This window comes from Skermanella pratensis, assembly GCF_008843145.1.
In the GTDB taxonomy this organism is placed as follows: Bacteria; Pseudomonadota; Alphaproteobacteria; order Azospirillales; family Azospirillaceae; genus Skermanella; species Skermanella pratensis.
The window spans coordinates 5,180,170-5,201,390 of the sequence record NZ_CP030265.1; the positions used below are offsets into that span (position 1 = coordinate 5,180,170).

Annotated in this window: 20 protein-coding genes; 8 read left to right on the forward strand and 12 right to left on the reverse strand. The window is 69.2% G+C overall.

All coding sequences use genetic code 11. The annotated features are described in order from the left end of the window. Positions 1–8: 8 nt before the first annotated feature. From bcsA to DPR14_RS27900, 9 genes are all read right to left on the reverse strand, one after another. On the reverse strand, positions 9–2,306 hold the full coding sequence (gene bcsA, locus DPR14_RS23870; RefSeq protein ID WP_158047372.1) for a UDP-forming cellulose synthase catalytic subunit: 2,298 nt from the start codon (positions 2,304–2,306) through the stop codon (positions 9–11). Positions 2,307–2,321: 15 nt separating this feature from the next. Continuing rightward, positions 2,322–2,540, reverse strand: a complete 219-nt coding sequence (gene bcsN, locus DPR14_RS27570; RefSeq protein ID WP_246149412.1) for a cellulose biosynthesis protein BcsN — start codon at positions 2,538–2,540, stop codon at positions 2,322–2,324. Next, the gene (locus DPR14_RS28470; RefSeq protein WP_158047373.1) at positions 2,438–2,965 is read right to left on the reverse strand and encodes a hypothetical protein; all 528 of its coding nucleotides are present in this window, start codon (positions 2,963–2,965) and stop codon (positions 2,438–2,440) included. The genes bcsN and DPR14_RS28470 overlap by 103 nt, the downstream gene beginning before the upstream one ends. Continuing rightward, entirely contained in the window at positions 2,962–3,540 is a 579-nt protein-coding gene (locus DPR14_RS23880; protein WP_158047374.1) for a hypothetical protein, read from the reverse strand. Before DPR14_RS23880 ends, DPR14_RS28470 begins: the two co-directional genes overlap by 4 nt. An 11-nt stretch (positions 3,541–3,551) precedes the next feature. After that, positions 3,552–4,277 carry a response regulator transcription factor gene (locus DPR14_RS23885; protein WP_158047375.1) on the reverse strand — a complete coding sequence of 242 codons (726 nt, stop codon included), beginning with the start codon at positions 4,275–4,277 and terminating at the stop codon, positions 3,552–3,554. An 839-nt stretch (positions 4,278–5,116) separates the two neighbouring features. Then, on the reverse strand, positions 5,117–6,481 hold the full coding sequence (locus DPR14_RS23890) for a glycosyltransferase family 2 protein (protein ID WP_158047376.1): 1,365 nt from the start codon (positions 6,479–6,481) through the stop codon (positions 5,117–5,119). 11 nt (positions 6,482–6,492) lie between these two features. Beyond that, on the reverse strand, positions 6,493–7,713 hold the full coding sequence (locus DPR14_RS23895; RefSeq protein ID WP_192499133.1) for a glycosyltransferase family 4 protein: 1,221 nt from the start codon (positions 7,711–7,713) through the stop codon (positions 6,493–6,495). 109 nt (positions 7,714–7,822) lie between these two features. Next, positions 7,823–8,503, reverse strand: coding sequence for an RluA family pseudouridine synthase (locus DPR14_RS27895; protein ID WP_211103860.1), 681 nt, complete (start codon positions 8,501–8,503; stop codon positions 7,823–7,825). Positions 8,504–8,532: 29 nt separating this feature from the next. Further along, positions 8,533–9,606 carry a hypothetical protein gene (locus DPR14_RS27900; protein WP_211103861.1) on the reverse strand — a complete coding sequence of 358 codons (1,074 nt, stop codon included), beginning with the start codon at positions 9,604–9,606 and terminating at the stop codon, positions 8,533–8,535. Positions 9,607–9,778: 172 nt separating this feature from the next. Between DPR14_RS27900 and DPR14_RS23905 the strand changes: the two genes are divergently transcribed. The 4 genes from DPR14_RS23905 to DPR14_RS23920 all read left to right on the forward strand — a co-directional run bounded on the left by DPR14_RS23905 (position 9,779) and on the right by DPR14_RS23920 (position 12,270). Beyond that, on the forward strand, positions 9,779–10,090 hold the full coding sequence (locus DPR14_RS23905; protein ID WP_158047378.1) for a cupin: 312 nt from the start codon (positions 9,779–9,781) through the stop codon (positions 10,088–10,090). A gap of 99 nt (positions 10,091–10,189) precedes the next feature. Continuing rightward, positions 10,190–10,594 (forward strand): hypothetical protein, encoded by a 405-nt coding sequence (locus DPR14_RS23910; protein WP_158047379.1) that lies wholly within the window; start codon positions 10,190–10,192, stop codon positions 10,592–10,594. Between the two features lie 224 nt (positions 10,595–10,818). Next, positions 10,819–11,091 carry a hypothetical protein gene (locus tag DPR14_RS23915; protein ID WP_158047380.1) on the forward strand — a complete coding sequence of 91 codons (273 nt, stop codon included), beginning with the start codon at positions 10,819–10,821 and terminating at the stop codon, positions 11,089–11,091. Between the two features lie 96 nt (positions 11,092–11,187). After that, positions 11,188–12,270 (forward strand): potassium channel family protein, encoded by a 1,083-nt coding sequence (locus DPR14_RS23920; RefSeq protein ID WP_158047381.1) that lies wholly within the window; start codon positions 11,188–11,190, stop codon positions 12,268–12,270. Positions 12,271–12,276: 6 nt separating this feature from the next. Here DPR14_RS23920 and DPR14_RS23925 read toward each other — a convergent pair whose 3' ends face one another. Next, positions 12,277–14,535, reverse strand: a complete 2,259-nt coding sequence (locus DPR14_RS23925) for a helicase-related protein (RefSeq protein WP_158047382.1) — start codon at positions 14,533–14,535, stop codon at positions 12,277–12,279. Positions 14,536–14,670: 135 nt separating this feature from the next. Between DPR14_RS23925 and DPR14_RS23930 the strand changes: the two genes are divergently transcribed. Then, the gene (locus DPR14_RS23930; RefSeq protein ID WP_158047383.1) at positions 14,671–15,696 is read left to right on the forward strand and encodes a hypothetical protein; all 1,026 of its coding nucleotides are present in this window, start codon (positions 14,671–14,673) and stop codon (positions 15,694–15,696) included. 393 nt (positions 15,697–16,089) lie between these two features. Here DPR14_RS23930 and DPR14_RS23935 read toward each other — a convergent pair whose 3' ends face one another. Both DPR14_RS23935 and cynS read right to left on the reverse strand, forming a co-directional pair. Further along, a complete protein-coding gene (locus tag DPR14_RS23935) occupies positions 16,090–16,479 on the reverse strand; it encodes an HNH endonuclease (RefSeq protein ID WP_158047384.1) in 390 nt (129 codons plus the stop codon). A 21-nt stretch (positions 16,480–16,500) separates the two neighbouring features. Further along, positions 16,501–16,956 carry a cyanase gene (gene cynS / locus DPR14_RS23940; protein ID WP_343038677.1) on the reverse strand — a complete coding sequence of 152 codons (456 nt, stop codon included), beginning with the start codon at positions 16,954–16,956 and terminating at the stop codon, positions 16,501–16,503. A gap of 154 nt (positions 16,957–17,110) precedes the next feature. Here cynS and DPR14_RS23945 point away from each other — a divergent pair, with 154 nt between their 5' ends. The 3 genes from DPR14_RS23945 (at position 17,111) to DPR14_RS23955 (ending at position 21,153) form a co-directional block, all read left to right on the forward strand. Next, entirely contained in the window at positions 17,111–18,514 is a 1,404-nt protein-coding gene (locus DPR14_RS23945) for an ethanolamine ammonia-lyase subunit EutB (RefSeq protein ID WP_158047385.1), read from the forward strand. Next, positions 18,507–19,304, forward strand: a complete 798-nt coding sequence (gene eutC / locus DPR14_RS23950; RefSeq protein WP_158047386.1) for an ethanolamine ammonia-lyase subunit EutC — start codon at positions 18,507–18,509, stop codon at positions 19,302–19,304. Before DPR14_RS23945 ends, eutC begins: the two co-directional genes overlap by 8 nt. A gap of 76 nt (positions 19,305–19,380) precedes the next feature. Further along, on the forward strand, positions 19,381–21,153 hold the full coding sequence (locus tag DPR14_RS23955; RefSeq protein WP_158047387.1) for an ATP-binding protein: 1,773 nt from the start codon (positions 19,381–19,383) through the stop codon (positions 21,151–21,153). Positions 21,154–21,221: the final 68 nt, after the last annotated feature.

Sequence of the window (21,221 nt, forward strand, 5' to 3'; positions counted from 1 at the left end):
CGGCGGGATCAGCGGCCGATCGGATGCTCGAAGGGAGCGGCGCCCAGGGCCGCGGCCCGCCGGGCCGAGGGGCGCAGGGCGCCGGCCATCGCCAGCGACCTCTTGAGACCGCGCAGGAACAGGCCCAGCACGCCCGCCAGGATCGGCACCCGCTTCCGGCGGCTTTCCTGGAACGCGACCCAGACCGCGCTGTCGCCATAGCAGAGGCGGACCAGGTCGCCGTCGTCCTCGGCATCGCGCGGCATGTAGCGGACCTCGATGATCAGGCCGTGTCCCGCCGCCGGCGTGCTGCCCTCGACCACCACGGGGATGCTGCTCAGGTCGTCGCGGCCCGGCACGACGAGCTGCACCGCCGCCTTGCCGCCGGCGAGCGCCAGGGCATGGGCATGGATCCCCTCGACCAGGATGCGGCCGGTCTCGATCGTGGTCTCGATCAGGGTCGCGCGGACTGCGCCCTCGGGGGTGATCAGGTTCAGCGGCTTGGACCGGGGGATGGCGCCGGCCACCTGATGGCGGGCCCGCTCGTACATCACGCCGAAGGCGCCGGTCGCCAGCACGATGTTGACCAGGTGCCAGACCATCACGATCATCAGGTGCTCGCGCTCCAGCGGGAACTCGATCCAGCGGTAGACGCCGATCGCGGTGGTGCCGAGCAGGATCGCCAGGATCACTGCGAAGGGCTTGGCCAGCTGGGAAACGAAGTCCTGGTCCACCGTTTCGGCCTTGGGCGTCACCTTGAAGGTCGGCTTCCGCGGATTGACCAGGACCGAAAGCAGGGCTCCGAACGTGAACACCGCCTGGAGCAATTCGTAGAGGTCGGAGACGAAGGGCCGGCGATGCCTGCCGAACAGGTAGTTGCTCATGGTCAGCGAGCAGACCACGTGGAACACCGCGAAGGCGTAGAACTCCGCCAGGTTCGCCTCGAACACCTTCAGGCCGAAGATCAGGTAGAACAGCGGCGCCACCAGGAAGACCAGCCGGGCGAACGGGAACAGCCAGAAGCTGGAGCTGCTGAGGTAGCACAGGCGCTGGGCCAGCGTCAGGCCCCGCTTGAAGGCCGGGTTCTTGAGCAGCAGGATCTGGAACATGCCCTGAGCCCAGCGGGTGCGCTGCACGACGAAGGACGAGAAGGTCTCGGGCGACAGGCCGGCCACCATCGGGCGGTCGACATAGACGCTCTTGTAGCCCCTCGCGTGCAGGTCCAGCGCCGTCTCGGCGTCCTCGGTGATCGAGGTGCCGGCGATGCCGCCGACCGACATCAGGTGCGTCCGCCGCAGCACGGCGGCCGAGCCGCAGAAGAAGGAGGCGTTCCAGCTGTCCAGGCCCTTCTGGATCACGCCGTAGAACATCTCGTTCTCGCCGGGCGCCGAGCCGAAGGTGCCGAGATTGTGCTCGATCGGGTCGGGATTGATGAAGAAGTGCGGCGTCTGCACCAGGAACAGCTCGGGATCCTTCAGGAAATGCCCGACCGTGCGCTGCAGGATATCCTGGGTCGGCACGTGGTCGGCGTCCAGGATCAGGATGAGCTCACCCGACGTATGGGCCAGCGCGGCGTTGATGTTGCCGGCCTTGGCCGAGGTGTTGCGCTCCCGGGTCAGGTAGCTGACGCCCAGTTCGGCGCACAGGGCCTTCAGGGTCTCGTGCCGGTCCAGCGCTTCGGCCGCCTTGCGCGGGTCGGCATCCCCCCGCTTCTGCACCGTGCCGCCGTCGTCCAGGAGATGGATGGCCAGCTTGCCCGCCGGATAGGCGACCTGGGTCGCCGCCATCAAGGTGACGCGCAGCAGGTCCGGCTCCTCGTTGTAGCTCGGCACCAGGATATCGACGGTCGGCAGCAGTTCCGGGTCCTGCGGCAGCGGCGCGTCGGCCCGGTCCATCGGCCGGACATTGACGAAAAGGCCGAGCATGTAGACGACCATGCCCTGCAGTTCGGCCAGGTACAGCAGCAGGCCGGCGACGAAACCGGAGCTGTCGACCGGCGGGATGGTGTACAGCGTGCGCCAGGCGAAGTAGCGGATCGACACGAAGGCGACCAGAAGGATCAGCAACACGCGGACCGCGCCGGTCGGCTTGAACAGATGCAGCACGGCAAGCCCGGCCAGCGCCGCGGCGCCGAGCAGGTACTGGCCATCCAGCCCGACGTCCTGGGCGGCGAACCAGACCAGGGCCGCGGCGTGGGCGATCCACAGCAAGGTCAGGAAAAGCGGGGTGCGCCGTCGCGGCGCGGGCGCCCGGCGGACGGTGCCCGTTCCTGTTCCGGCGGGTCTTGTCTTTCCGGCTATCGCCGCGGTGGGGATAAGATGGGTCATTTCAGGTGTCCCGGCTCACAGGTCGAGGCGAAGGGAATCGAAGGCCGCGATCAGTTCGGCCGGCTGGGCCCGGGCGTCGCATACCCGCATCTGGATGCCGGCGCGGCGCGGCGCGGCGCTGCCGACCTGGCTCAAATCGGCGCCGTCGAGCACCTGCCAGGCCAGGACGCATTTCGCCTGCCCCGGATAGTCCGCCGAGACGTAGCCGTAGAGCCCATAGCGGTTCTTGCGGATCTGCGGTTCACCCTGAAGAATGGCGCGCGCAGCATCTCGCCGATCAGGTGGTTCAGCGACGCGGGTTCCATGGCGTAGCGGCCGACCTTGGCAGCATGGATGTCGGCCTGGAAAATGCTGGCCGGACCGTGATCGAAGGCCGCGACCAGTTCATTGTCTCCCGGCACCGCGGTGTTGTTCGGAAGCGTCAGCGTCTGGACCAGCTCGCCCTGGGCCGTCCGGAACTCGCGCGCCGCCAGGGGTTCCACGGCGGTCGGGGCGGCCAGCGCCACCCGGGCCCGGCCCGGCTCCACCGGCACCCACCGGCCGATATCGCCGGAAACCGCGGCGGCCGGATAGGGATCGGAGGTGGTGACGCAGGCGGAAGTCAGCAGGGCGGCGGCGACGGCCGAAGCCCTGGCTATGCGATGGAGGATTGGGGTCACGAGACGCTCCTGGGGAACCTGGGCTGGCTGGCGCCGATCACCTGGGACAGGTCGGACACGGCCTTGCCGAGCCGGTCGAGCTGCCCGTCGATCCGGGCTTCATGGGAGTCTTGGATGGGCGGCTGGTCCCGGATCACCATGGCGCGCATGAGGTCGAGAAGCTGCTTCTCGCGGCTGTCGAGGAACTGCAGGAACAGCTTCGTCGTTTCCAGCGCGCTGTCGTGGTGCGGTGCCGGCGGCACGGGCGCCGGCATCTCCGGCTCGGACCGGGCGCGGGGCGGATCGACGGCCGAGTCGGGCTCGGGCTTCCGCCCGCCGGCCGGAACCGCGGGCTCGCCGATGGCCGCCATCGCCTCGATCGACAGGCGCTGGTACTCGGTGCGAAAGTCCGCCCCGCGCTCGCGCGCCCGGCTGATGGACCGGGCGAAGCCGGACCGGGCGGGACCGGGCTGTTGCGGGATCTGGGCCAGGCCGGCGGGCTGGTGAACGGCGATGCGCCGGTTGACCGCATCGAGCGCCTCGTCCAGCAGCAAAGCCTCTTTCGTCGAAGTGACGGTCCGGGATTCGGTCGACATTGGATACTCCGTTACGCGTTCTGGGGACCGCCCTCCAGGGCGGCCCGGCGCTGGGCCAGGGCGGGCGCGTGGCGCCAGGCGAAAATCGCGGCCTCGGTGCGGTTGCGGCATTGCAGCCGCGCCAGTAGCTGGCGCACCAGGAGCTTGGTGGTCGGCAGGGTGGCGCCGATGGCGCCGGAGATCTCCTCGTCGGTCATCCCCTGCTCGAGGAGCGGCAGCAGCGCCAGATGCGCCTCTCCCAGCGTGTCCAGCAGGGTCAGGCGGTGCTGGTCGGCGGCCATGACCGAGATCATGGCCGGGGCGACGATCGCGTAGCCGGCGGCGGCCAGGTTCAGCTTGGCGCGCAGATCGTCGGCCGAACCGCTCCAGACCAGCCAGCCGTCGAGCAGGGTGACGAACTCGCGCACCCGGCCGAGCTGGCTCGGCATGAAGACTCCCAGCGTGTGGATGCCCCGCATCAGCCCCGCATTGCCGCTCGAAATGATGTCCTGGAGCCGGTCGAGGGAACGCACGCTCAGCAGCAGCGTCTCCGAACTCCAGCGAAGCGATTCCAGATCCTGCAGCCCGTCGATCCGGCGTACCCTTAAGCCGATGACCTCGGTCAGGGCCGGCTGGACCTGGGGCAGCGCCGTCAGGCAGCGCTTGAACGCCGCGAAATTCTTGCCGGTCTGACCGTCCGAATTCGGACGAAGTCCGGGCGTGGCGGCGCCGCGGGCCGCAGATGACAGATTTGGCAATCTACTGTCCTTTGATTTGCTGTAGTATCGACGGGCCGGCTGATACTTGCTTCTCGGCTGCGCCCATTGTTGCTGGCAGGTTGGTCTTCTCGTCCTGTACTCACCGATCGAACGGTCGGAACTGCCTATCCGTTCGCACTATCTTTGTACCAGCTCTAACCCGAAAATGCGGGGAGAACATGAATAATTTTAACAATTTTTTAAGCTAACCCGCGAGTCATTTGCAGGTGCCATGGATTCTCTCGAAAGGGGTATGATCCTGCAGGAAGTGGTGGCGCCGCCCGGTCGGGCCGTGGCTGTCCGGCGCGAATATCACCTGCTCAACCAAGCGAGGCTTTTCCGGCCGAGCTTGCACTCTTTCATCGTCACGACCGGATCAAGTCCACGGCTGTCCGGCACGGTGATTGCCTGTTACGGGAAAGGGTTAATCGCGGGCAGAAGCACTCCGTTTTCGTCATGGCCGGACTTGATCCACGGCTGTCCGGCACGGTAATTGCCGCCTCAACCAGTGGATGCTTTTCTGGTGGGGCGCTCCTCCCTTCATCGTCATGACCGGGCTTGACCCGGTCATCGCTTGCGGACTCCATCAGCGCCGCCGTGCGGTGAGATACCCGGATCAAGTCCGGGTATGACGAAAAGGGGGCGCTTCTGCCCATAGTTCAGCCTTTTGAGCGTTAGACAACAACCGTGCCGGACAGCCGTGGATCAAGTCCAGGCATGACGAGAAGGGGGTTTTTCTGGCCCTATCAGGCACTTTTGCGTGATTAGGAAAAAACGTGCCGGACAGCCGTGGATCCGATCCCCGCGTCGCGTCCGCACCGGCCTGACCGAAAACAGGATCAGGGGCGCAGGGCCGCGACCAGGGGCTCGGCGCCGTCGAGGCTGCCGTCGGGCCGGAGCATCAGCCGCAGGCCGAGACCGCGCGGCGGAGCGTCCCCTGGGAAGGTGACGACGCCGAGCAGCGGCTTCTCCGCCAGGGTCGAAAGCTCGGCCCATCCGACCGGCTCAGGACCCGGATCAAGCCAGAGCACGGCCCTCACCGGCCTCGTCACGGCCAGGTGGCGGATGAACGGACCATGGAAGCCGGCGGCCAGGATATGGCCGAGGGTGTAGCCGCCCGCCCGGGCGGGAGACCGCTCGGGCCCGGCGGCCTTGCCGGTCCGGACCAGGCAGAGCGAGGTGCCGTCGCCCAGCGTCCGGGATATCCGTTCCTCCAGCCCCGGCTGGTCGCGGCCGGACAGGACCAGCAGCACCATCGGCCTGTCCTGGTCGTACTGGCGGCGGTCGTCCAGGTTGGCAAAGGGATCGATGACCGGACGGTCGCGGTAGCCGCGCCGGATCGTGCGGCGGACGTCGGCATCCTCGAACACTTCCCGGTTGCGCCGGTAGATGTGGTCGAACAACTCGGCGTGCCGCTTGCGCGCCCGGTTCATGAAGGCGGCGGGATGCCGGCGGTAGTTGACCAGCGGCTCGGGGATCACCTCGCCGCGGTGCCCCTCGGCCCCCAGCCTAAGCCAGAATTCCCAGTCCTCGTAGCCTTCGCGCATGGCGGCGCAGAAACCACCGCCCGACAGCCCGACCTCACGGCGGAACACGGCGGATATGCTGACATGATTGTAGTAGCGCAGGCGGTCGAGATCGAGCGATTCGGATTTCCAGATCCGCTCCTCGCTGCCGGTCACGCGCAGCCAGGAATAGGCCAGCGACACGCCGGCATTGCCCTCCATCAGAAGGACGCATTTCTCCAGGTATGTGGGCTCCATCGTGTCGTCGGCGTCGAGACAGCAGACATAGAGCCCGCGGGCGACCCGCAAGCCGACGTTGCGGGCGGCCGGCGCGCCCTGGTTCTCCTGACGCATCACGGTGACGTCGCCGGAATTCTCCAACGCCTTCAGCACCTCGTGGGTGACGTCGTCGGTCGATCCGTCGTCGACCACGATGATCTCCAGGTCGCGCAGGGTCTGGGCCCGCACGCTGGCGATCGCCTCGTCCAGGAAGCGGCCGTAATTGTAGCAGGGGATCACCACCGAAATGAGCGGCTGGCGCTCCTGGCGCCGTACCGGCGGCGCGTCGAGCCATTCCACCGGTGCCGCCAGCGGCGGGCGCGGCGGAAACAGCACCGCCCGCACCGTCTCCTTGAGCCCCCTCGGGATCATCAGGACGAGTTGCTGGAGGACCAGCATCCGTGTGACGGCGAAGCTCATGCCAGCCTCCCTCACCTGCCCGCCTCCGCCTCCGCCGTGCCGGGCGCCTCAACGAGGCGGCGGTACAGGCCGGCGACCCGGTCGCCGATGACAGCCAGGGAAAACCGCGTCTCGACCAGCTCGCGCGCCGCGGCGCCGTAGCGCCGGCGCAGTTCCTCCGAGGACGCCAGCCGCTCCAGGGCCCGGGCCAGGGCCGCCGTATCGCCCAGCGGCACGGTCAGTCCGTTGACCCCGTCCACGACGACGTCGCGGCAGCCCGGAACGTCGGTCGCAACCATCGGGCGTCCGCACGCCGCCGCCTCGAGCAGGCTGACCGGCAGGCCCTCGCGGCGCGACGGCAGCACGGCGATATGGGCTTTCGCCCAGACCTCCTCGGCGATCCGGTCGACATGGCCGAGCCAGGTGATGCCGGGTTCCCGGTTCCAGTCCTCGAGCTGCTCCTCGGGGATTGCGGTCGGGTTGCGGCCGTCCTGCCGGCCGACCAGCAGCAGCTCCGCGTCCGGCACCGCCGCGCGCACCTTCCGGAACGCCTCGACCAGCGGGGCCAGGCCCTTGTCCTCGATCATCCGCGTGGTGATCGCGATCGTCACGGGGCCGGCGGCGGGGAAAGGCAGGACCGGGTAGCGGTCCAGATCCAGGCCGGTGCCGCCGATCACGTGGACATGGTCCGGCCGGCGGAGCTTCCAGCCCATCAGCACGTCGCGGTCCGTCGCGTTCATGGTCACGAGATGCACCTCGTGACCGGCGAAGGCGGCCCGCATGCCGAGCATCACCAGCGGGCGCAGCAGCCGCGCCTTCAGGTGGCTGGAGGAGAACAGGTATCCCAGCCCGGCGAAATGGTTGAGGATGCGGATGCCCCCGACCAGCCGGGAGGCCAGGGTGCCGATCAGGATCGGCTTCATGCCGACGCAGTGGATCAGGTCGGGCCGTTCGCGCCGGAGATAGGAGATCAGCGCCGAGGCGATCCGGACGTCGTTCAGGACGTTGAGGCCGGAGCGGTCCAGCCGCAGCGGGACGACCTCGAAGCCCGCCTGCTCGATCCGCGCGTGGTCGGTCCCGACATTGCAGATCACCGCGATGCGGTAGCCCCGCTCCTTCAGCCGCACGGCGAGGTTCAGCCAGTGCAGGCAGAACCACCAGTCCTCGGACACGAAGAAGACCACCTTCAGGGCCTGCGCGGCGGGCCGGGGCGGAACTGCGGGGAGAATTTCGGGTCTGTCGTCTTCAGGCATCGTCGGGCGTCGGCGAACAGTCCTGACATTCATGTTCTGCTCCAGGCGCGCCCGCCGATTTATGGAATTGGTGAAAGTACCGGTTAACTAATCGTGAACGGGATCGTTGTCAAAGATAACCGCAGGCGGCCAAATCGTCTCGCATATGGGCCGGCGGCGGCGCCACGGCCGAGATCGGCGGCATTCCGACATGCAGCGGCAGCGTCACGGAGCGGGCGAGCAGCCGCAAGGGGCCATTCTCCCCCTCCCCTTCGCCACCATAGAACGGATCCCCCAGGATCGGCGTGCCGAGCGACGCGCAATGGATGCGGAGCTGGTGGGTGCGGCCGGTCAGAGGATTAAGTTCCAGCCAGCTCATCCCCGCTCCGGCGCCGAGCACGCGGTACTCGGTCACCGCCGGCAACCCGGCCGGGTCGGGCCGTATCCGCCAGCCGCCCGTCTCGGGCAGCACCTTGAGCAGGGGCAGGTCGACGCGTCCCCGGCCGGCCGGCGGATACCCGCGCACGACCGCCCAATAGGTCTTCCCGACCAGCCCGCGCGCGAACAGCCGCCCCAGCTTCTTCAACGCCTTCTGGTGCCGTCCAAGCACCAGGCACCCGCTGGTGTCGCGGTCCAGCCGATGGGCCAGCGCCGGCGGCCGGGCCATCTCGAACCACAGGCCGGGCAGGAAGTCGCCCAGGCTGCCCTGGCCGCGCGGCCCGGGATGGACCAGCAGCCCGGCGGGCTTGTCCAGAATCAGCACGTCGTGGTCCAGGTGCAGCACCCGGGCGCGCAGCTCCTCCGCGGTCACGATCGGAAAGCCTCCGGCATCTCGGTCACTCAGCCTGACGGGATGGTGATGACGGGAAGGGGGGATTCCCCCGACGTCTGCATGACGGCCGCCAGCAGCATCAGCAGGCCGAAGACGCGTTTCGACATGAAATCGTCGTTCCGAACATAGTACCAGGCGTCGTCGTATTCCACGGCGACGAAGGCGCCCTCGGGGCGGACGGATCGCGACTCGATGCGCAAGGAGTTGTCGGCCGGACGCAGGGGCGAGCGGGTCGGATAGGTCCGGCCCTCCCGGACGGCGGCCTCGGGCACCTGGACCTCGTCGGCGACCGTGTTGAGGATCTCGATCAGCGAGCGGGTATAGATCGAGATCTCGTCGGACCGGTCCTGGCGGAACCCGAACACGATCCGGAACTTGCGGGCGGAGGGATCGAGCTGGAGAAGCCCCAGCAGCCTGGCGGCCCGGGGGTCGAGCCTGCCGTCGGCCTCGTCGACCAGCAGGGAGACCTGGCGGTGGTCGCCGTGCCCCCTGAATTCCAGGCCGAGCATGCCCGCGGCCCTCAGTTCCTCCATCAGCTCCAAGGCTTCCCGGTTGCGCCACCCTTCCGGCCTCGTCCCCTCCCGCGCCGGCCCGACGGGGATGCCGTTCAGGCTCTTGATCGCCAGCCGCAGGGTCGCGTCGGCCGGAGCGCCCGTCGTCAGCATCGCGACCAGTTCGTAGGGCGGCAGCGGCGTCAGCAGCATCCTGGCATAGTCGGCGCCGCGGACAGGGTTGTAGGTGATCGTCGGGCGGTCGCTGAAGGTGCCGCCGATCCCGACCGAGACGTCGTCCCGGAACCAGTATTCGGGCCGGATGAGGCTGGTGCCGAGATCGACCCGCCCCTCGACCGAGTAGCCGGCGACGATCTGGCCGACCGTGCTCAGGGTCGGGGTATCGCCGAAACGCAGCTTCACGATGTTCAGGAGCATCTCGCGCTGGGCGGACTGGGCGGTCGCCTGGGCGTAGCCGAGACCGTCCCAGCCGATCGCCCGCGGACCGACTCCGGAACAGCCCGGCAGCAGGGCCAGCAATCCGCCGCACAGGATCCAGACGGCCCGCCGGGGGCCTCTTCGCAGGGGCATGCCCTCTCCTCTTCCGTCGCCTCGCGGGAGTGTGCAGCGCCGCGGCGGGATCGGCCAGCGCCCCTTGGCGGCGCATCGGGAGAGCCGGGGTTGCCATCGCCCGGCTAAATTGGGTTAACTTCGGCTCGAACACGCCTCGACGGTGTTGAACAGACCCAACGGAAAAGATGTCATGGACTTCGTCACGCCGAACGACTTCACCGCCGACCGCGCCTGGGGAGCGCTCGACATCGCCGAGATCGACGGCGCCACCGTCCGCCTGCACTGGACCGACCAACCCTATGTCTGGCACGTCAACGACGGGCCGGAGGTGTTCGTCGTGCTGGACGGCATCGTCGACATGAAATTCGGCGACCCCGCCGCCCCGCTGGTGCGCCGCATGACGAAGGGCGACATCTTCCACGCCGCCGAGGGCGAAGCCCACGTCGCCCACCCCGAGGGCGTCGCCCGCGTGCTGGTGATCGAGCGCAAGGGCAGCGTCTGAGGTGGCGGGCGCTTCCGTTGCATGCCGGAAAAACTTGATCGATATCGAGCCGACGCGCACAAGCATCTGGTTCATCGAAGGCAAAGGGACGAAGACGACATGCCCCGGGATTACGCTCAATCCGCCGTAAGGCATTACCGGGACGCTGAGCATCTGGCTCAGGCCAGCCGCTTCTGCGGCGCGGGGCATCTGGTCGGGCTGGCCGTGGAGCGCGCGCTGAAGCATACCGTCCGGAACTATACCAATCCAAGGAATGCGGAGATCGAAGGACACCTGCCGATTCTGAAACGGGAAATTCGAAGACTGCTCTCAGGAAGAGGAGGCCGGCCGCTAAGCCTCGCCAATGACCGGACCTTCTTCGAGGACTGGCACATAACCGACCGCTATCAGGATGACGCTCATGTGGACGCGGAGCGTTACGATGCCTGGAAGAACTCCACCCTGCGAACACTCGGTATCGCCCAACCGCCTTCGGGAGCAGCCCCCAATGCCCCGGCGCCCTGACTTCACTTTCGACACCGCTCTCCCCGAACTGGCACGGTTGGTCGGCCTCGAACTTGGCAACGACGCCGTTACCCGCGGCGATGTGCTTTTCCTGCGAGACGCGAGGGGCATCCTGACTGCCGTTCCCCGCACAGGGATCGCCAAGGAGAGCCGCGAGCGCCTGGAACGGGCTTGCGGCCGCTCTGGCACCCTATATCGACTCCGGAGCGCTTGAAGGGCTCGAGGTGCCCTGCAAACCGTCGAGCTTCACCGATCGGTGGCGCGAGCGGGGGACGGTCGATGCTATCCGCAAGAGCCTGACGAACACCGGCAAGTTGGGGCCGATCGAGCTGAAAAGCGATCCGCAGGACAGGGAAAGCGCCCTGCTTCAGGCGCTCATAACCATTGGCGTGGTTGAGCGCCGCGCGGAGAACCATATCAACATGCCCGATCTGTTTCGGGTAGAGGCGAAGATCAAGCGCCGGGGCGGGGTCAAGCCGCCGGCGCGGCCTCGGTAATTCTCCACCCGCTCCGGAAAGCCTTTCCCGGGGCCGGAACCCCCTTCTTCGTTGCAGTGTTCCGCACTCCGGGGTGCTTGAGGAAATGGACGGGGAATGCAGAAGCCGGACGAAGGAAGAAGCAACAGGAAAACCGCTCGCCGCCGCAACCGCCGCCGCAAGCCGGGCGGGCTGGTTCTCCATGTGAACTCCAGCCTGTCCCCCGAAAAGACCTTGCTGGTCCGCGGCGGCATCATCCTGGCGCTGGTCGCCACCGTCATCGCCGTCTTCTGGTTCGACCGCGAAGGGCTGAAGGACAATCTCGACAACCACATCAGCTTCAGTGACATCCTCTACTTCACCGCCGTCACCATCACCACGGTCGGCTACGGCGACATCGTTCCGGTCAGCGACACCGCCAGGTTGATCGACGCCTTCGCCGTCACTCCGATCCGGATCTTCATCTGGTTCATCTTCCTGGGCACGGCCTACGAGTTCGTCGTCCAGAAGATCGTCGAGGATTACCGCATGAGCCGCATCCAGCAGAATCTCCGGGATCATGTCGTGCTGTGCGGGTTCGGCCACAGCGCGATGATCGCCGCCAAGGAGATGATCGCCAAGGGGCATCCCGACGACGGGATCGTCGCCATCGACGTGTCGGAGGAACGGGTCCGCGCCGCCGCCGATGCCGGATTCATCGGCCTGCTCGGCGACGCCACCAGCGAGGAGCTGTTGACCAAAGCCTGCGTCGAGAGCGCCAAGGCGGTACTGGTCAACACCCGGCGCGACGACACCAACATCCTGGTCATCCTGACCGTCCGGCACCTGTCGTCACGGACCCGGATCGTCGCCAGCATACGGGACGAGGAGAACATCAAGCTCGCCCGGCTGAGCGGCGCCGACCTGGTGGTGACGCCGACCCGGATCGGCGGCTATCTGCTGGCCGACGCGGTCGCCTCGCAGCATGCCACGCCGTTCCTGTGCGACTTGATGTCGACCGGCGGGCATATGGTCATGGAAGAGCGCCCGGCCGGTCCTGAAGACGTCGGCAAGACCATGGCGCAGGTGAACCCGGGGGTGGTCGTCCATGTCCATTCCAGCGGACACGAGATCCCGTTCATCGACCGCGAGCGCTACGTCATCCGCGAAGGCGACCGGCTGCTGATGATCTGCCCGTCGCCCCGGCGCCAGCCGGGCTGACCCGCTTCAGCTGGTCTTGGCGGCGGTCCGCCGGCGCGGCGGCTTGCCGCCGCCCTTGGCCGCGGGCGCGTTGATCGTTGCCCCCTTCGCGGCGGCCTTGCCGTTCCGCTGGGGATGGTGGTAGCGGTGCTTCGCCTGCTGCACCGGGCGGCCGGCGGCGCGGTCTTCCAGCCGGCCGGCATGGCAGGCGTCGCAGATCCTGAAACGGTGGGCCGCCTTCAGGGTGGCGCCGCAGGACGGGCAGGCGCGCGGCAGGCTGCGGGCGGCCAGGGTCCGCTCGATGAAGGAGTTCAGCTCCTGCCGGCGCTCCAGGCACAGGTCCATCTCGGGATAGGCGTCCGGGAAGCGGTAGGCCAGCCAGGCATAGGCGGTCAGGTCCTTCACCGCCTTCTCCGACGCCTCCAGCTCCACGTCGGTGCCGGTGTCGTGGGTGAAGCGGCCGGAGACGCCGGGGCTCGGGTTGGGCTGGCCTCGGCCCTGGTTGACCGCCCACATGCGCAGCAGCCGGAGCTGGTTGGGATCGCGAACGTCGATCGGGCAGCGCGACAGCAGGTCGCGGGTCTCCAGCGGCAGCTTCGCGTGGTCCACCGCCAGCGCCGCCTGGATGCGCCCTTCCAGGTCGGTCATCCGGAAGGTCTGGTGGGCGCGCAGCAGTTCCTGCCCCGCCGTGCGCAGCACCCGGGCGAGGCTGTCCGTCCCCAGCTCGTGGGCGATCGCCTTGACGTGCGAGGTCGCGGGCGAGATCCACGGCCGCGGGTCCTCCGGATCGACCGGCTTGGAGGTCAGGGCGCGCCGGACCGGGCTGATGTTCTCGCCCTCCAGCACCGCGACGCGGCCCTCCTCGTGCATTCCGAAGCGCCCCGCCCGGCCGCCGATCTGGCGGACCTCCGGCGGAAGCAGGTCGCGTTCCTCGCGGCCGTCGTACTTGCGGGTGGTGGACAGGATGATGCGGGCGATCGGCAGGTTCAGGCCCATGCCGATCGCGTCGGTCGCGACCAGCACGTCCGCCTGCCCCTCGCGGAACCGGCGCGCCTCGGCGCGGCGCACCTCGGGCGACAGCGCGCCATAGATCACCGCGACCGAGTGGCCGCGCTGGAGCAACTCGGCGCGCAGCCCCAGCACGTCGCGGCGGGAGAAGGCGACCAGCGCGTCGGCCCGGCGGATGTCGCCCAGCGAGACCCCGCCCTCCTGGACGCGGAGCGGCGACTTGCGGGTGAACTCGACGATCTCCAGCTCCTCCCCCGTCGCCGCGGCGAGCCGCTGGATATAGGGGATCGCGTCGGCCGACCCGGTCATGATGATCTCGGAAGCGGCCATGCCGGCCACGGCGGCGGTCCAGGCCCAGCCGCGGTCGTGGTCGCCGATCATCTGGATCTCGTCGATCACGCACACGTCCATGACGCGGTTGGTGTTCGCCATCTCGATGGTGGAGGACACGAAGTCGGCGCCGGGGCGCACGTCGCGCTCCTCGCCGGTGATCAGGCTGCACGGCCGGCCGCGGGTCTCGATCGCCTCCTGCCCTTCCAGCGCCAGCAGGCGCAGCGGCGCCAGGTAGGCGCCCTTGCGGCCCTCGGCCAACCGGTCCATGGCGGCGTGGGTCTTGCCCGAATTGGTCGGCCCGACGAACAGCCGGAGCTTCCGGAGCATGGCGCGGGCCGCCGCGAAGCTGTCGAGATAGACGCCGAGCCCCGACGCGGACTCCAGCGACGCGCGGCGCACCCGGACGCCGGCGCGGGCCGCCGCCGTCGCGAAGGCTTCCTCCAGCGCGTCGAGCAGGGTTTCCAGGCGCGGGGTCCGTCCGCCGAAGCCCAGCACGCGCACAAGGTCGTCCGAGAAGGCCTGCGGCTTCCAGGTGCCGCCGAACGCCTTCGCCCGCTCGGCGACCGATTCGACCCACGCGTCGATCTGCGCCTCGGCCTCCTCGATCCGGCCGGAGCCCTTGACCGCCGCCTTGACCCGCCTGGCCAGCGCCTTGATCTCGTTGCGGCCGACGCCCTCCGGCGTCTCCAGCAGGTCGACCAGTTCGCGCTCGACGTCCTCGACCGGGCCGACCACGGTCCGGAAGCGGGATTTCAGCCGGCGCTTCGGGTTGGCGCCGGGGATCACGAAGTCATGGGCGCCGGCGATCGACCAGCGGGCGGGCACGACGTCGAGGTCGACCTCGATGCCGTCTCCGCGCAGGATGGCCGCCATCGCGCGCAGCGCGTCGCGCCGTTCCAAGCTGTCCGTCAGTTCCGCCATGTCGCGACCGTCATTCCCTGTCATGCTCCCCTCGTATGGTATGCGGCGACGGGGATATCAACCATCGCGATGTGCGAATCGGCGCGCTCGGACCTGTTTTTTCCACCCCGCATGCTGCTAGGCTGTGACACGGATCGGTTCCGCGGGAAGGCGAAGGGGATGATCAGGCGAATCGGTATCGGGCTGGCCGGCTGCGCGGCCGTCGGGGCCGCCCTGTCGGCCGTCGTGTTCCTCGCCGTGCCGGACGACCTGCGCGACCCCACCGACGAGGAGATCCGCGGCGCCGTCGCCGCGACGGTCCGCGCCCTGGCCCCGCGCGGGGAGCTGGAGCGGCGGATCGCCGTGAGCCTGGACTCCGGCGACCCGGAGGAGACGGAAGACTGGTTCCACCTCGCCGACCTGACCGGCGTCGAGATCGATCCCGCCCTGCGCCGCCGATACGACGAGCAGACGGCGCCCCTTCCCACCCTGCTGCGCTCGGCCGCCGCCGGCGCGGCCGGCTTCGTAACCGGCGCGGGGGAGAGCACCGCCGCGACCGTGGGGGCCTTCATGTCCGACCTGACCGTCGTCGGCGACCTGCGGGACGCGGCGGCCCAGACCGGCAACATGATCCAGGGCGAACCGGTGGACGAGGTGATCCTGGCCCTGTCCGCCGCCGGGATCGGCCTGACCGCCGCGACCCTGGCGACCGGCGGAACCGCCCTGCCGGTCAAGCTGGGCGCCTCGGTGGTCAAGGTGGCCCACAAGACGGGCCGCATGACCAGGGGCTTCGCCCGGTCCCTCACGGACCTGGGCCGGCTGAAGGACACCGCGAAGCTGGAAAGGTCGCTGGAGTCGCTGGGCGCCCTGGGCAAGGCGACCTCGCCGCGCGGCGCCCTGACCGTGATGCGCAGCCTGGAGCACGTGGACGACCTGCCCCGGGCCGAGCGGCTGGCCGTCGCCGTCGGCAAGCCCACGGCGGGCGTCTTCAAGATCGCCGGCCGCCGGGCCTTCGACGGCCTTGCGAAAGTCGCGGTGCGCTCGGCCGCCGCGGTCTGGGCCCTGGCGGCCCTTCTGATCTCCGCCGCGGTCGGGTTCGTCGGCCTCGTGCTGTCGGCCCTCGGAATGCTCGGGACTCTGAGGATGGTGTGGCGAATGGTCGCCGGCCGGCCCGCCGTCAGCCGATCAGGCGCATCGCGGCCATGAAGGCGCCCGCCAGGGCGCCCAGTCCCAGGAAGAAGATGGCTGTCCGCCGGATCGTCTCGGTCATGCCCTGCATTGCTGATCCCTCCCCCGAAGTTCTCGCGGACGCTTTTGCATCCTTTGGTAGCCGCTTCAACAGCGCGGCGGGGGGATCGTCACGAATATCTCCTACTACGTCAATAGACATTTGTAGGCCGCGAAGGGCGCCGCCTCCCGCGCGGCCTACTTCACGCGACAGGTGCTTGGATCACGGATGGACACGGATAGGCACGGATGGACACGGATTAGAAGTAATCCCGTCCGGGGCAGACGCCAGCCGGGAAGGCACGGCTCGCCGGGAATCCGTGCCCATCCGTGCCTATCCTGTTCATCCGTGATCCTTGACGTTACCGCCCATCAACCTTTCGCCGCCTTCAGGCACTTTTCCGGATATTGATCAAGGAAAACGGCTTCATCCCCCTCCGCCGCGACCGCCCTCGCCACCACGATCCATTCCTCCCCCTCCTCCGCGTCCAGCAGCGCCAGGATCGGGGGCCAGACCGGGAGCTTGGCGCGGCGGCGCTGCTCGACCAGGGTCTCGATCTCGTCGGGGGTCGGCAGGCGGTCGCCCTTCAGGATGTTGCAGCGGCGGTGGGCCAGCACCGTGTTTGCGATGGCGTCGATGCCGCCGTAGCATCGCGGGATGAAGTGGTCGACGGTGGCCTTCGCGCCCACCGGCTCGCCGCAGTAGAAGCAGCGCCCCTCCTGGCTGATCGCCATCAGCTTCGGATCGCCCGCTTTCAGCATGCCGCCGGTCCCTCTCCCGTCTCAGTACTGCCGGTACTTCAGGAACTTCCCGCTGAGGGTGATGGCGACGCGGTCTCCGGCCGGATCGGGCTTCCGGGTGATGTCCATGTCGAAGTCGATGGCGCTCATGATGCCGTCGCCGAACTCCTCCTCGATCAGGGCCTTGAAGGTCGTGCCGTAGACCTGGACCAGCTCGTAGAACCGGTAGATCAGCGGATCGGTCGGGACCGCCTGCCCCAGCGAGCCGCGCGACGGGATCTGCTGGAGCAGCTTGACCTCGTACTCGTTGAGGTCGAGCGCGTCGCCGACCTTCGCCGCCGCGTCGGCCGGTAGCGCCATCTGGCCCATCAGGGCGGCGGTCGTGAACTCCTTGGACAGGCCCGCCTCCTCCGCGATGCCTTTCCAGGTGAGGTCCCGGTCGATCTTGATGCGGACGATCTTCTCGGTCAGTTCGGCGCGCGTCATGGCGTGATTCATGATGACTGTCTCCTCCCCTGGGACATGCGGTGAGGCTATTCTACCAGGAGTGAGCACCGGGGGTAAGCCGGTCCCGCGCGCGCGCCGCGCGAGGCTTGCCAGACCGGCGGATTGTTGCAACGCTGTCGCGGTCGGCATCTCGGGACCATCGCGCATGGCATATCACCAGGACATCGGCGGCACCCGCCACGGCTTCGCGGACCTGAAGGACCTGCTGGCGAAGGCCTCGCCGGCCCGCTCGGGCGACCACCTCGCCGGGCTGGCCGCCGACAGCGCGGAGCAGCGGGTCGCCGCCCGCCTCGCCCTCGCCGACCTGCCGCTCAGGACCTTCCTGACCGAGGCGGTCGTCCCCTACGAGCGGGACGAGGTGACGCGGCTGATCGCCGACACACACGACGCCCGGGCCTTCGCGCCGGTGGCGTCCCTCACGGTCGGGGGGTTCCGCGACTGGCTGCTGTCCGACGAGGCCGATACCCCCGCCCTGAAGGCGCTGGCGCCCGGCATCACGCCGGAGATGGCCGCCGCCGTCTCCAAGCTGATGCGCAACCAGGACCTGATCGCGGTCGCCCGCCGCATCCGGGTCGTCACCGGCTTCCGCACCACGATCGGGCTGCCCGGCCGGCTGTCGGTCCGCATCCAGCCGAACCACCCCTCGGACGACGCCCGGGGCATCGCCGCCTCCATGCTGGACGGGCTGCTCTACGGCTGCGGCGACGCCGTGGTCGGGATCAACCCGGCGAGCGACAACATCCCGACGACCCTGCGGCTGCTGGAGATGCTGGACGAATTCCGCGTCCGCTACGACGTGCCCATGCAGTCCTGCATCCTGGCCCACGTCACCAACACGCTGGAGGCGATCCGCCGGGGCGCGCCGGTGGACCTGACCTTCCAGTCCGTCGCCGGCACCCAGGCCGCCAACGAGAGCTTCGGCATCTCCCTCGACTTGCTGGCGGAGGCGCACGCCGCGACCCTGGCGCTGAACCGCGGCACGGTCGGCGACAACGTGATGTATTTCGAGACCGGCCAGGGCAGCGCGCTGTCGGCCGACGCCCACCACGGCGTCGACCAGCAGACCGTCGAATGCCGGGCCTACGCGGTCGCCCGCCGGTTCAGGCCCCTGCTGGTCAACACCGTGGTCGGGTTCATCGGCCCGGAATACCTGTACGACGGCAAGCAGATCCTGCGCGCCGGGCTGGAGGACCATTTCTGCGGCAAGCTGCTGGGACTGCCCATGGGGGTGGACGTCTGCTACACCAACCATGCCGAGGCCGACCAGGACGACATGGACAACCTGCTGACCCTGCTCGGGGTCGCGGGCGTCAATTTCGTGATGGGCGTGCCGGGTGCCGACGACATCATGCTGAACTACCAGAGCACCTCCTACCACGACGCGCTCTATGTCCGCTCGGCCTTGGGCCTGCGGCCGGCGCCCGAGTTCGAGGACTGGCTGCGCCGCATGGCGATCCTGGACCGGGCCGGCCGGGTCCGCCCCGCGCTGGCCGGAGAGGCCGGAGCCGCCGCCCTGCTGGGCTACGCGGAGGCGGCGCACCATGACTGACGACATCGACACCTTCGAAGAAAAGCCCGCAGATCCCCGGCCCACCGATCCCCGGCCCGCGGATCCCTGGAGCGCGCTACGACGCCACACCGCCGCGCGGATCGCCCTGGGCCGCAGCGGCGACGGCCTGCCGACGCGCCACCTGCTCGATTTCCAGCTCGCCCACGCGCGGGCACGCGACGCCGTCCACTTCGCTTTCGATCCGGAAGCCATCGCCGCTTCCCTGCCGCCCGGCCTCGCCGCCGTCACGGTGCGCAGCCGGGCGCCGGACCGGGCGACCTATCTCCAGCATCCCGACCTGGGCCGCCGGCTCGACCCGGAGGACCTCCCCCTGCTGCGCCGGGGCGAGTACGACGTCGCGTTCGTCCTGGCCGACGGGCTGTCGGCCCGCGCCGTCCACGACCACGCGGCAAGCCTGCTCCTGGCCACGCTCGACCTGCTGCCGGGGTGGCGGGCCGCCCCGGTCGTGCTGGCGCGCCAGGCCCGCGTGGCGCTCGGCGACGAGATCGCGGCGGCCCTGGGCGCCGCCTCGGTCGTCATGCTGATCGGCGAGCGGCCCGGCCTCAGCGCCGCCGACAGCCTGGGCGCCTACCTGACCTTCGGCCCGCGCCCCGGCCTGCAGAACGCCGACCGCAACTGCGTCTCCAACATCCGGCCGGACGGGCTGGCGATCCCGCCCGCGGCCCGCAAGCTCGCCTTCCTGCTGGCCGAGGCGCGCCGGCTCAAGCTGTCCGGGGTCGGGCTGAAGGACGACGTCCCGGCCGACCTGCTGGCTCCTCCCGACCCTTGATCCCGTCCGCCGCCGACTTTGCCCGTATTACCTTGGGTTTCAAAGTTAACTTAACGTTAAGCATGCTTGCCCGACGATGGCGCCCCGGGCATCCCGCCTCATCCGCAGCGAGCACGTGCTGGCCTCCACCCCCTCCCCGCATGACATCCTGATCCAGCTGGCGCAGCATACCGGGCTGTTCGCGCTGCTGGCGCTCGTCTTCTCGCAGATTATCCATGCTTCCCGGCTGCACCGCAGCCGGTGGCGGCCGGTGTTCCTGGGGGGCGCTTTCGGCGCCTTCGCGGTCCTGTGCATGATGATCCCGGTGACCATCGGCGGGGGCCTGATCGTGGACGGCCGGATCGTCATGACGGCGCTGTCCGGGATGCTCGGCGGGCCGGTCGCGGCGGCGATCGCGGGGACCGCCGCCGCAGCATACCGGACCTGGCTCGGCGGTCCGACCGCCGCGGCGGCCTGCGCCGTCATCCTGGTCAGCGTTCTGGCCGGCACCGCGGTCTGGTGGCTGGCCGCCCGGCGCGCCCGGCGCGCCCGGTTCCGCGACCTGCTCCTGCTCGCGGGGCTGGTGGCGATGGTCGGCCAGGCGCCGATCCTGATGCTTCCCTCGCCCGAGACGGCCTGGACCTATCTCACCCTGGCGGCGCTGCCGCTCGCCGCCTCCACCGCCGGCGGCATCGTGGTGCTGGGCGGGCTTCTGCTGATCGAACTGCGCCGGCTGGTCGAGGAGGACAAGCTGCGCCTGCTCGCGGCCCACGCCACCGACATCATCTCGCGCTCCGACCAGGCGGGTCGGCACCTCTACGTCTCGCCCGCCTGCCGCGAGATCCTGGGCTTCGACGCCGAGGAGCTGGTCGGCAGCTCGATCGACTCGCTGGTCCACCCCGACGACCTGCTCTCCGTGAGGGCCGTGATGGCGTCGCTGACGCCGCAGGCGCCGCGCCAGATCTTCACCTGCCGGGCCAAGCGGAAGAACGGCGGCCATGTCTGGGTCGAGGTGACGCTTCGGCTTGTCCCGGCGACCTCGTCCGACACCCTGTGGAACGGCCCGGCCGAGATCGTCAGCGTCGCCCGCGACATCAGCAAGCGCAAGGCGGTGGAAGCCCAGCTGGCCGCCGCCAAGGCCCAAGCCGAGGCGGCGAACCGGGCCAAGTCCGGCTTCCTCGCCAACATGAGCCACGAGCTGCGGACCCCGCTGAACGCCATCATCGGCTTTGCCGAGCTGATCCGGACGGAGACCATGGGTCCCGTCGGCAACCGGACCTACCTCGACTACGCCAAAGACATCCACGACAGCGGCCACCATCTGCTGAGCCTGATCAACGACGTTCTGGACCTGTCCAAGATCGAGGCCGACCGCCTGGTGCTGGACGAGGAGACGGTCGACCTGAACGCCCTCGTCGCCACCTGCATCCGCATGTCGCGCACCCAGGCGACCCGCGGCGGCGTGACCCTGGACGCCTGCGTCGATCCCGAAGCGGTGCTGGTCCGGGGCGAGCAGCGCCGGCTGGTGCAGGTGCTGCTCAACCTCGTCTCCAACGCGATCAAGTACACCAGGCCGGGCGGCTCGGTCCGGATCGCGACCCGGATGCGGCCCGACGGCTGCCTGGACATGAGCGTGAGCGACACAGGCTGCGGCATCGACGAGCGCGACCTTGCGACGGTGATGCAGCCCTTCGGCCAGATCGACAACGCCTACAACCGGATCAGCCAGGGCACCGGGCTCGGGCTGCCCCTGGCCCGCCGCCTGGTCGAGATGCACGACGGCAGGCTGGCGCTGGAAAGCAAGGTCGGCGTCGGCACCACCGCGACGGTGACCCTGCCCGCGGTCCGGGTGATCGAACCGGTCGCCTGAACGGCCGGCCTGCCCCGGACGCCACGGCCGGAAGACACGGCCGGAAGACATGGCCGGAAGATACGGGC

Bases quoted from the DNA above. Each gene is read 5' to 3' on its own strand.
- bcsA (WP_158047372.1), bottom strand. From the start codon at position 2,306: ATGACCCATCTTATCCCCACCGCGGCGATAGCCGGAAAGACAAGACCC.
- DPR14_RS23955 (WP_158047387.1), top strand. From the start codon at position 19,381: ATGGCGCCCCGGGCATCCCGCCTCATCCGCAGCGAGCACGTGCTGGCC.
- DPR14_RS23930 (WP_158047383.1), top strand. From the start codon at position 14,671: ATGATCAGGCGAATCGGTATCGGGCTGGCCGGCTGCGCGGCCGTCGGG.
- DPR14_RS23920 (WP_158047381.1), top strand. From the start codon at position 11,188: ATGCAGAAGCCGGACGAAGGAAGAAGCAACAGGAAAACCGCTCGCCGC.
- cynS (WP_343038677.1), bottom strand. From the start codon at position 16,956: ATGAATCACGCCATGACGCGCGCCGAACTGACCGAGAAGATCGTCCGC.
- DPR14_RS23935 (WP_158047384.1), bottom strand. From the start codon at position 16,479: ATGCTGAAAGCGGGCGATCCGAAGCTGATGGCGATCAGCCAGGAGGGG.
- DPR14_RS23880 (WP_158047374.1), bottom strand. From the start codon at position 3,540: ATGTCGACCGAATCCCGGACCGTCACTTCGACGAAAGAGGCTTTGCTG.
- DPR14_RS23905 (WP_158047378.1), top strand. From the start codon at position 9,779: ATGGACTTCGTCACGCCGAACGACTTCACCGCCGACCGCGCCTGGGGA.
- DPR14_RS23945 (WP_158047385.1), top strand. From the start codon at position 17,111: ATGGCATATCACCAGGACATCGGCGGCACCCGCCACGGCTTCGCGGAC.
- DPR14_RS23910 (WP_158047379.1), top strand. From the start codon at position 10,190: ATGCCCCGGGATTACGCTCAATCCGCCGTAAGGCATTACCGGGACGCT.
- eutC (WP_158047386.1), top strand. From the start codon at position 18,507: ATGACTGACGACATCGACACCTTCGAAGAAAAGCCCGCAGATCCCCGG.
- DPR14_RS23925 (WP_158047382.1), bottom strand. From the start codon at position 14,535: ATGACAGGGAATGACGGTCGCGACATGGCGGAACTGACGGACAGCTTG.
- DPR14_RS23890 (WP_158047376.1), bottom strand. From the start codon at position 6,481: ATGAGCTTCGCCGTCACACGGATGCTGGTCCTCCAGCAACTCGTCCTG.
- DPR14_RS27900 (WP_211103861.1), bottom strand. From the start codon at position 9,606: ATGCCCCTGCGAAGAGGCCCCCGGCGGGCCGTCTGGATCCTGTGCGGC.
- DPR14_RS23895 (WP_192499133.1), bottom strand. From the start codon at position 7,713: ATGCCTGAAGACGACAGACCCGAAATTCTCCCCGCAGTTCCGCCCCGG.